This is a genomic window from Micromonospora sp. KC207, from assembly GCF_004348615.1.
Lineage (GTDB): Bacteria > Actinomycetota > Actinomycetes > Mycobacteriales > Micromonosporaceae > Micromonospora.
Genome location: NZ_SMKJ01000270.1, coordinates 1 through 9,942 on the forward strand (window position 1 = coordinate 1; position 9,942 = coordinate 9,942).

At 72.8% G+C, this 9,942-nt stretch carries 7 protein-coding genes and 2 pseudogenes; 3 read left to right on the forward strand and 6 right to left on the reverse strand.

The window, feature by feature from the left end; all coding sequences use genetic code 11:
- Positions 1–221, reverse strand: a pseudogene (locus E1258_RS25995) (murein L,D-transpeptidase); the annotation flags it as partial.
- Between the two features lie 174 nt (positions 222–395).
- Between E1258_RS25995 and E1258_RS26000 the strand changes: the two are divergent.
- Complete coding sequence (locus E1258_RS26000) at positions 396–2,075, forward strand: DNA repair helicase XPB (RefSeq protein ID WP_007074221.1); 1,680 nt, start codon at positions 396–398, stop codon at positions 2,073–2,075.
- A gap of 82 nt (positions 2,076–2,157) precedes the next feature.
- On the opposite strand, the gene E1258_RS26005 is transcribed toward E1258_RS26000, so the two are convergent.
- Entirely contained in the window at positions 2,158–3,018 is an 861-nt protein-coding gene (locus tag E1258_RS26005) for an N-acetyltransferase (protein WP_243715694.1), read from the reverse strand.
- Positions 3,019–3,254: 236 nt separating this feature from the next.
- Here E1258_RS26005 and E1258_RS26010 point away from each other — a divergent pair, with 236 nt between their 5' ends.
- The gene (locus E1258_RS26010; RefSeq protein ID WP_132405736.1) at positions 3,255–5,576 is read left to right on the forward strand and encodes an esterase-like activity of phytase family protein; all 2,322 of its coding nucleotides are present in this window, start codon (positions 3,255–3,257) and stop codon (positions 5,574–5,576) included.
- An 88-nt stretch (positions 5,577–5,664) separates the two neighbouring features.
- On the opposite strand, the pseudogene E1258_RS26015 reads toward E1258_RS26010, so the two are convergent.
- From E1258_RS26015 to ligD (E1258_RS26030), 4 genes and pseudogenes are all read right to left on the reverse strand, one after another.
- Positions 5,665–5,793: pseudogene (locus E1258_RS26015) on the reverse strand (zinc metalloprotease); the annotation flags it as partial.
- A gap of 273 nt (positions 5,794–6,066) precedes the next feature.
- A complete protein-coding gene (locus E1258_RS26020; protein WP_132405738.1) occupies positions 6,067–6,822 on the reverse strand; it encodes a TIGR03089 family protein in 756 nt (251 codons plus the stop codon).
- 155 nt (positions 6,823–6,977) lie between these two features.
- Positions 6,978–7,883: a non-homologous end-joining DNA ligase gene (gene ligD / locus E1258_RS26025; protein WP_132405740.1), complete on the reverse strand. Its 906-nt coding sequence runs from the start codon at positions 7,881–7,883 to the stop codon at positions 6,978–6,980.
- The gene (ligD, locus tag E1258_RS26030) at positions 7,873–8,814 is read right to left on the reverse strand and encodes a non-homologous end-joining DNA ligase (RefSeq protein WP_132405742.1); all 942 of its coding nucleotides are present in this window, start codon (positions 8,812–8,814) and stop codon (positions 7,873–7,875) included. The genes ligD (E1258_RS26025) and ligD (E1258_RS26030) overlap by 11 nt, the downstream gene beginning before the upstream one ends.
- Positions 8,815–8,900: 86 nt before the next feature.
- On the opposite strand from ligD (E1258_RS26030), the gene E1258_RS26035 reads away from it, so the two are divergent.
- Positions 8,901–9,938, forward strand: a complete 1,038-nt coding sequence (locus tag E1258_RS26035) for a Ku protein (RefSeq protein ID WP_132405744.1) — start codon at positions 8,901–8,903, stop codon at positions 9,936–9,938.
- The last annotated feature ends 4 nt before the right edge of the window (positions 9,939–9,942 follow it).

A 9,942-nucleotide genomic window follows, 5' to 3' on the forward strand; every position in this document is an offset into this window, starting at 1 on the left:
GGCTTGGCCTTCGTGGGGGTGGGCTTCGGTTCCGGCCGGGTCCGCTGGTCGGAACCGGACGAACCGCCCGCCCCCGTTGCCTTCTCCGCAGAGCCGGCCTGGGCGAGCCCTCCTCCACGGCCACCCGGGTCGGCCTGCTGATCGGGCGTGCACGCACCGACGCCGACCAGCGTGACCACAGCCAGGGCGACGACCCGGGTGGTGAACCGAACCTGTCTCATGGGGCCTCCCCGGGTCGGTCGTCCCTCTGCTAGACGCCGGACGTACCGGAATGGTTGCACCTGGTGTCCGAATTTTCGGCCCCAAACCGGCTTCGTGCAACACTGGATGGTCGGTCTCAGGCGGGTGGCCGCCCCCCGGACGGCCGGCGACCAGGCCGAGGAGAGGACGCTGGCGTGAGCGGTGGACCACTGATCGTGCAGTCGGACAAGACCCTGCTGCTGGAGATCGACCACCCCGACGCCCAGTCCTGCCGGATGGCGATCGCGCCGTTCGCCGAGCTGGAACGCTCGCCCGAGCACGTGCACACGTACCGGCTCACCCCGCTCGGCCTGTGGAACGCCCGCGCCGCCGGCCACGACGCCGAGGCCGTGGTGGACGCGCTGTTGAAGTACAGCCGCTACCCGGTGCCGCACGCGCTGCTGGTCGACGTGGCGGAGACGATGGACCGGTACGGCCGGCTCCAGCTCGCCAACGACCCGGCGCACGGCCTGGTGCTGCGCGCCCTGGACCGGCTGGTGCTGATCGAGGTCGCCAAGAGCAAGAAGCTCGCCGGGATGCTCGGCGCGAAGCTCGACGACGACACGATCGCCGTGCACCCGTCCGAGCGGGGGCGGCTCAAGCAGGCGCTGCTCAAGCTCGGCTGGCCGGCGGAGGACCTCGCCGGATACGTCGACGGCGAGGCGCACCCGATCGAGCTGGCCGAGGCCGGCAAGGACGGCGGGAAGCCGTTCACGCTGCGGTCGTACCAGCGGGAGGCCGTGGAGGCGTTCTGGGCCGGCGGGTCCGGGGTGGTGGTGCTGCCCTGCGGCGCGGGCAAGACCCTGGTCGGGGCGGCGGCGATGGCCGAGGCAAAGGCCACCACGCTGATCCTGGTCACCAACACCGTCGCCGGCCGGCAGTGGAAGCGCGAGCTGATCGCCCGCACCTCGCTGACCGAGGACGAGATCGGCGAGTACAGCGGCGAGCGCAAGGAGATCCGGCCGGTCACCATCGCCACGTACCAGGTGCTCACCTCGCGGCGCGGCGGCGCGTTCACCCACCTCGACCTGTTCGGAGCCCGCGACTGGGGCCTGGTCGTCTACGACGAGGTGCACCTGCTGCCCGCGCCGATCTTCCGGTTCACCGCCGACCTCCAGGCCCGCCGCCGGCTCGGCCTGACCGCCACCCTGGTCCGCGAGGACGGCCGCGAGGGCGACGTGTTCAGCCTGATCGGCCCCAAGCGGTACGACGCGCCGTGGAAGGACATCGAGCAGCAGGGCTGGATCGCCCCCGCCCAGTGCACCGAGGTACGGGTGACCCTCACCGACGCCGAGCGGATGTCCTACGCGACGGCGGAGTCCGAGGAGCGCTACCGGATGGCGGCCACCGCCCGCACCAAGCTGCCCGTGGTGCGGGCGCTGGTCGACCGGCACCCCGGCGAGCAGGTCCTTGTCATCGGCGGGTACATCGAGCAGCTGCACCAGCTCGGCGAGTACCTGGACGCCCCGATCGTGCAGGGGTCGACCACGAACAAGGAGCGGGAGCGGCTGTTCGACGCGTTCCGGTCAGGCGAGGTGCGGACCCTGGTGATCTCCAAGGTGGGCAACTTCTCCATCGACCTGCCCGAGGCGGCGGTGGCGATCCAGGTGTCGGGCACGTTCGGGTCGCGACAGGAGGAGGCGCAGCGGCTGGGCCGGGTGCTGCGGCCGAAGGCCGACCGCCGGCAGGCCCACTTCTACACCGTCGTGTCCCGGGACACCATCGACACCGAGTACGCGGCACACCGGCAGCGGTTCCTCGCCGAGCAGGGGTACGCGTACACGATCATCGACGCCGACGACGTCCTGGGCCCGCCGCTGCCGACGGTCGACTGACGCGCGGACCGGCCACGCCCGGCCCAGGATCGGTTGTTCCCGGGCCGGGCGGAGGGGGCGAACCCGGCCGACCGCCCCGCGTTCAAAAGCGTCGGTGCAGGTAGCGGGCGCGGCGGCCGGCGTCGCCGAATCCGAGCCGCCGGTACAGCACAGCAGCCGGGTTGTCGTCGTTGACGCAGAGCCACGCCTGGCCGGCGCCGTCGCCGGCCAGCGACCGCAGCGCGGCACCCACGAGGTACGCACCCACCCGCCGCTGCCGCCAGCCGGGCACCACGCCCACCTGGTCGATCCAGTTGTCGACGACGTTGACGAAGCCGACGGCGGCACCGTCGGGGCCGCGGGCGATCAGCGACAGGTCCGGCCGGTACCCGTCGTCGTCCCACAGCTCGCCCAGCCACTCCTGCGCCTCGGGCGCCCGGAAGCCGGGCCGGTCGGCGAACGACGCCCGGTACGCCTCGAACAGCTCGGGGCAGGACTCCCGAGTCACCGGCCCGGTGCGCACCCCGTCGGGCGGCGACACGTCCGGCAGGGCGGCGAGGTCGTGCCGCAGCACCCACTCGGCGAAGGTCCGCTCGAAACCGCGCGCCACGAAGAGCCGCTCCGCCCCGGGGCTCCAGGACTCGGTGGTCAGCAGCAGGGCGGCGTCCCCCGCCTGCTCCACGGCCCAGTCCAGCAGCCGGCCGCCGAGACCCCGCCCGCGCCAGCCCGGATGCACCATTCCGGTGCTGCCGGCCGGCTGCGTGCCCAGACCGACGCCGACGGCCGCGACCAGACGATTGTCGTGCCAGGCGCCGAGGGTACGGGTCTGGAGGAGCCGGGCCCGCAGTAGTGCGGGGCGGACGAACAGCGGCAGCCCGCCGTCTGCGGCCAGGCACGCCTCGGCCAGCTCCGTGAGCGCCCCGAGCTGTTCCTCACCGAACTCCTTCCAGGTGAGGGCGTCCACGCACCCGTCCGTCGCGTCCACAATGGTCCCTTCCTCGCACCGCCGCCAGTGCCGTACGGCGAAGGTATGAGCCGCCAGTAGGCGGCCCGGACGTCAGCGGCGTCAACGCAATTTCGGGCACACCGGCGCACCCGGGCCCTGGCCTGAGGTTGTTCGCTCGCCGTTAACGGCCGGGACAGCTCGCGCTCGGCCGTGCGTGCCAGCCTCCGTCGCAGTCCGAGCAGACGGAGGACCACGTGGCACCGAAACGCACCCGCACCCCGACGGCCGGCATCGCCGCCGCCGCGCTGGCCATCACGGGCACGCTGGCCGTCGCCGGCCCGGCGGACGCCGGCCGGCACCGCCCCGCCGGGGGCCTCACCTTCGACCGCGCCGCCACCTATCCCGTGTTCCAGAACCGCCCGGCCGGCGAGGACCCGGCGACGGAGACGGTCGCCGAGATCTCGGCCGTCAGCCCGGACGGTCGCACGCTGGTCTACACCGACGCGGCGGCACGCCGGATCGGCTTCCTCGACATCTCCCGCCCGGACCGGCCGCGCGGGCTCGGCACGCTCTCCCTCGCCCAGCTCGGCGACGCCGAGGACGAGCCCACCTCGGTGGCGATCCTCGGCCGGTACGCCCTGGTCGTGGTCAACACCAGCGCCAGCTACACCGCGCCCTCCGGCCGCCTCGACGTGATCGAGCTGGCCACCCGCCAGCGGGTACGCAGCATCGACCTCGGCGGGCAGCCGGACTCGATCGCGATCAGCCACGACCAGCGGTACGCGACGATCGCGATCGAGAACGAGCGCGACGAGGACGCCACCCCGCCCGGCGGCAAGAAGGGCGACCTGCCCCAGGCCCCCGCCGGCTTCGTGCAGATCGTCGACCTCGACGGCAGGGCGACGCCGCAGCGGTGGCAGCTGCGGACCGTGCCGCTGACCGCCGCCGGCGGCCAGGCGCTGCCGGCGCTGGCCGCCGCCGGGATCACCGAACCCACCGACCCGGAACCCGAGTACGTCTCGATCAACGAAGGCAACCAGCTCGCGGTCACCCTCCAGGAGAACAACGGCATCGTCCTGGTGGACCTGCCCACCGGTCGGATCACCCGAGCCTTCAGCGCCGGCACGGCCTCGGTCAGCGGCATCGACACCGTCAAGGACGGCAGGATCGACCTGACCGGCTCGACCACCGACGTTCCCCGCGAGCCCGACGCCGTGGCCTGGGTCGACGACCGCTACCTGGCCACCGCCAACGAGGGTGACTGGCGGGGCGGCAGCCGCGGCTGGTCCGTCTTCGACAGCCGGACCGGTCAGGTGGCCTGGGACGCGGGCAACACCTTCGAACGCCTCGCCGTCCGCTACGGCCTGCACAACGAGGACCGGGCCGCGAAGAAGGGCACCGAGCCGGAGGGCGTCGCGATCGCCGAGTACCACGGGGTGCGGTACGCGTTCGTCGGCTCGGAGCGGAGCAACTTCGTCGCCGTGTACGACGTCAGCCGGCCGACCGCCCCGGTCTTCCGCCAGGGCCTGCCCGCCACCAACGGCCCGGAGGGCCTGCTGCCGATCCCGTCGCGGGGCCTGCTCGCCGTGTCCAGCGAGACCGACGACGCCGACGCGGGCGTACGCGCCTCGGTGTCGCTCTACCGGCTGGGCGGGGACACCCCCGGCTTTCCGAGCATCGTCTCGGCCGACGACGCGCAGGGCGCGCCGATCGGCTGGGGAGCGCTCGGTGCCCTCTCCGCCGCACCGGGCCGGCCGCAGCAGCTCTACAGCGTCACCGACGCGGCGTACGCCCCGACCCGGATCCTGACCGTCGACACCCGACGGATGCCGGCGGTGATCACGAACTCCCTGCCCGTGACCGACGCCGACGGCAACCCGACCGGGTACGACGCGGAGGGGATCTTCGCCCGCCCGCAGGGTGGCTTCTGGCTCGCGGTCGAGGGCGCCAAGGGCACGGAGAACAAGCTGGTCCGGCTCGACGGCGACGGGAAGACCCAGCAGACCGTGCCGCTGCCGGCGGAGGTCGCCGCCGGGCTCGGCAAGCAGGGCTTCGAGGGGGTCACCGCCAGCACCGACCGGCACGGCCGGGAGATCGTCTGGGCGGTGCTCCAGCGCGAGGTGTCCACCGACCCGGCCGGCGTCGCCCGCATCGGACGGTACGACGTGGCGGCCGGGACGTGGAGCTGGTTCGGATACCGGCTGGAGTCCACCGTCGTCCCAGGTGACTGGATCGGGCTGTCCGAGGTGACCGTGGTCGGCAACCGGCTCGCGGTCGTCGAACGGGACAAGCTGAACGGCCCGGCCGCCGCGATCAAGCGCGTCTACACCGTGCCGATGCCCGCCGGCCCGGCCGCGCCGGGCCCACTGGCGGTGCTGCCGAAGACGCTCGCCGTCGACGTGCTGCCGGCGCTGCGCGCCACCGACGGCTGGACCCAGGAGAAGCTGGAGGGCCTGACCGTGGCCGGCAACGGTCAGGTGTACGCGGTCACCGACAACGACGCCGTCCAGGACGCCACGGGCGAGACGGTCCTGCTCCGGCTCGGCCCCGCCGCGAAGGTGTTCGGCCGACACTGACGCCTTGCCGCCCGGGTGCGGGCCGCGCTGACGCCGGGGGTCGACGGGCCATCAGAATGGTGGCCCGTCGACCCGACAAGGTGCCGGGTCAGCCCGCGCCGCCGGCCCGGAACGCCACCCAGGCGTCGCTCATCCGGTCCGCCTGGCCGGGCGTGAACATGTCCATGCAGGAGTCCTGCGTGTAGTCCATGAAGTTGTGGATCGGGTCCAGGCCGGGTGCGGTGCATTTCAGGAATGGGAGCGGTGCGGAGCGACGCGGGGTTGCCATGATCGGGTCATGACGTCGTCGTAGCGGTATAAGACCACGTCAGAGGCCCCGACGACAGCCCCGGAAGAGGGTTGGCGTCGATGTGACGCCAGGCGGCCGGGCAGCGCTGTTGGACAGGCTTCCCCGGCGTCATGTCGGCGAAATGGCGTTATCCCGCCGCTCGGATACCGCCACCTTCCCGACACGGCGGCCAGGGGGCACCGGTCACGTGGCGGTCGGCGGTCAGAGCACCCGGGTGATCTCCTCGGCGGCGATCCGGGCGTCGAGGCGGGACCGGTCGAGGTTGGCGCAGACCACCACCGACGTTCCAGCGGACAACGGCGCGAGCAGCCACTTCAACGGCTGATCGTGCTCGGCGGCGTCGACCAGCAGCCGGTCACCGGCCCGCAGGCCGAGCTGGTCGGCCACCTCCCTGGCGAGGCGGCCCCACGCGCCGAAGCTGGTGCCGTCGGGGGTCGCCGCCTCCGCCGGGTGGACGCCGGCGTAGTCGGGCGGCGCGTCGGTGTGTCGGAGCACCTCGACATCCCAGTCGAGCCAGCCGACGGGCACCTCCGCCAGCGGGCCGCGCCCGGCGCCGACGAGGTACCGGTGCACGCCGTCGGGCACGTCCTCCAGCCAGTCGTCGAGCCGCTCCGGGGTGACGAACACCGCGTCGTACGGCCGGTCCCCGCCCGGCTCCAGGACCGGCAACCCGGCGGTAGCGCGAGGCCGGAACGACACGGCCATCCCCACCGACCAGGCACCCAACAGCACCGCAGCGGTACGCCAGTGCGGCGGCAGCAGCACCGCGACGCGGCTGCCCGGGCCCAGCCCGCACCCGTCGCGCAGCAGCCCGGCGGTGCGCGCCGCCCAGTCGCCCAGGTCGGCGGCGCTCAGGGCAACCCGCTCGCCGGTCGCGTCGTCGCAGAAGGTGAACAGCGGCCGGTCGACGTCGGCCCGCCCGGCAACCGACAGGGACACCACGTCCGGCGTTCCCATCGCACACCTCCCTGTCGGCACGGCCCACTCGGGCCACGGTAGGTCACCGTACCGTTACGAGCGGGGCCGCCCTCGCCGTTGTCGGTTAGCGGGGTTGGTTGGCTGGTTAGGAGGGGCCCCTTGTACAACGGAATGCGATTGCAGGGGGCCCTTCCTTACACCTCGGGGCCGGCGGTGAGCAGCGGCGCCAGCAGGTCGCCGTGCCTGTCCACCCGCCTGAGCACCTCGGCGCTGGTATACGGCTTCGCTGCCGGGCGCTTGCCGGCCGCGCCGGCCTCCACCTCGTCCCACGTCAACGGGGTCGACACGGACGGCATCGACTGGGCGCGCAACGAGTACGGGGCGACCGTCGTCTTCGCCGCGTTGTTCTGGCTCCAGTCGATGAAGATTTTCCCGCCGCGCAGGTTCTTCGCCATCTTCGACACGACCAGCTTCGGGTGTTCGCCCTCCAGTTCCCGGGCGACGCGGTGGGCGTAGTCGGAGACGGCATCCGAGGACTGGGTGCCGGCGATCGGGCAGCAGAGCTGCATGCCCTTCTTGCCGGAGGTCTTGGGACAGCTGTCGATGCCGTCGCGAGCCAGCCGGTCGCGCAGCAGCAGCGCCACCTCGCAGCACTCGCGCAGCCCGGCCGGGGGGCCGGGATCCAGGTCGACGACGAGCAGGTCGGGGTGTGCGCCGATCTTCCACTGCGGCGTGTGCAGTTCCAGGGCGGCGAGGTTGGCCAGCCAGACGAGGGTGGGCAGGTCGTCGGCGACCACGTAGTCGATGGTCTCCCGGCCCTTGGTCGAGCCGGGGGCGGGCAACGTCTCGGTGCGTACCCAGGCGGGGGTGGCAGCGGGGGCGTTCTTCTCGAAGAAGCTCTTGTCCTCCACCCCGTTGGGATAGCGGATGCGGGTCAGCGCCCGGTCGGCGAGGTGCGGCAGGAGCACCGGGGCGATCCGGGTGTAGTAGTCGATCACCTCGCCCTTGGTGAAGCCCGCCGCCGGGTAGAGCACCTTGTCCAGGTTGGACAACTCCAGGGGTCGGCCCTGCACGTCGACTTTGAGCCGGTCAGCCGGCATCGTCCACCTCCTCGGACGGCTTGTCGGGGCGCAGCCGCAGCACCCGGGGGAAACGCAGCCGGCCGTCGGGGGTGCGCTGGCCGTACTTCACCTCCACCACGACCCTGGGGGTTACCCAGCTGGCGCCCCGGGCATCCTCGCGGGGCACGTCGCCGGCGAACGGACAGCTCCCGGTCCGCAGCGGTTCCAGCTCGCGCAGCAGTTCCCGTTCGATGGCCGCGCCGATGCCGCCGCCGACGCGGCCCCGGTAGGTGAGCCGGCCGTCCGGACGGGGCACCCCGACGAGCAGGCCGCCGATCTTGCGGGCCCCGGGTCGCCAGCCGCCGACGACGAAGTCGCCGGTGACCTCCAGCTTGACCTTCACCCAGTCGGGCGAGCGGACGCCGGGCCGGTAGGCCGAGCCGGTCCGCTTGGCCATCACCCCTTCGAGGCCGTGCTCGCCGGCCGCCTCGTAGGTGGCGCGGCCGTCGGCGAAGACCGGGGGCACGGCCCATCGGGCGCCGCCGAGGCCGAGGCCCTCCAGGGTCTCCCGGCGTTCGCGCCAGGGCCGGCCGGTGAGGTCCGCGCCGCGCAGCCGCAACACGTCGAAGATCAGGTACGTCACGGGGACGCTCGCCGCGAGCCGGGCCGCCTTCGCGCGGTCCCGCACGTGCATCCGCTCGGCGAGCGCGGTGAAGGAGGGCTGCCCGGCCTGGTTGAGCAGCACCACCTCGCCGTCGAGCAGGGCGTCGTCGACCTGCTCGGCGAGGTTGATCAGCTCCGGGTACGCGGCGGTGATCTGCACGCCGGAGCGGGCGTACAGGTGCTGCCGGCCGGCGACGATGTCGGCCAGCGCGCGTACGCCGTCCCACTTGAACTCGTACGCCCAGTCGGCGCCGACGGGCAGCGGGCCGGTCGTCGCGAGCATCGGCTTCAGCGGCGCGCCGGGCATTGTCTGACTGTAGTAGGGCAACAGAAGTCATCGCGCCCGCTTCGATCCTTTGGGATCCTGAGCTGAGTCGGGGAGAGGAGCGGGGGATGCGGGCGATCTGGAAGGGAGCGGTCTCGTTCGGGCTGGTCTCGATCGCGGTGAAGCTCTATTCGGCGACCGAGGAAAAGGACATCCGCTTCCACCAGGTGCATCGGAAGGACGGGGGGCGCATCCGGTACAAGCGCACCTGCTCGGTCTGCGGGGAGGAGGTCACCTACGACGACATCGCCAAGGGGTACGACATCGGCGGCGGCGAGATGGTGATCCTGACCGACGAGGACTTCGCGGACCTGCCGCTGACCACCTCGCACGCGATCGACGTGCTGGAGTTCGTCCCGGCGGAGCAGGTCGACCCGATCCTCTACAACAAGGCGTACTTCCTGGAGCCGGAGGGCGCGGCGACCAAGCCGTACGTGTTGCTGCGCGACGCGCTCGTCGACTCGGAGCGGGTGGCGATCGTGAAGGTGGCGCTGCGCCAACGGGAGCAGCTGGCCACCCTGCGGGTACGCGAGGGGGTGTTGCTGCTCAACACGATGCTGTGGCCGGACGAGGTCCGTACCCCCGCCTTCGGTTTCCTGGACGAGGACCTGAAGGTCCGGCCGCCGGAGCTGGCGATGGCCAGTTCGTTGATCGACTCGATGGCCGGCGAGTTCGAGCCGGAGGTCTTCACCGACGACTACCGGGCGGCGTTGCAGGAGGTCATCGACGCGAAGGTGGAGGGTCGGGAGGTGGTCCAGCCGGAGGAGGTCGAGGCGGCCCCGGCGGCGGCGGTGGACCTGATGGCGGCGCTGAAGGCGTCGGTGGAACGGGCCCGCGCGGCGCGCGGGGAGCAGCCGGAGCGCGGCGGCGAGCCGACCCCGATCACGTCGGCCCGATCGGCGCAGAAGGCGGCGAAGGCTCCGGCGCGCAAAGCCGCCGACAAGAAGACGGCGGCGAAGAGGGTCGGCGGGGCGAAGGCCGCGGAGGCGAAGGCCGCCGAGGGTACGAAGAAGGCGGCCCCGGGCAAGGCGGCGGGGAAGGCCGAGAAGAAGGCCCCGGCCCGGAAGGCCGCCCCGAAGAAGGCCACCCCCCGCAAGAGCGCGTAAGCCC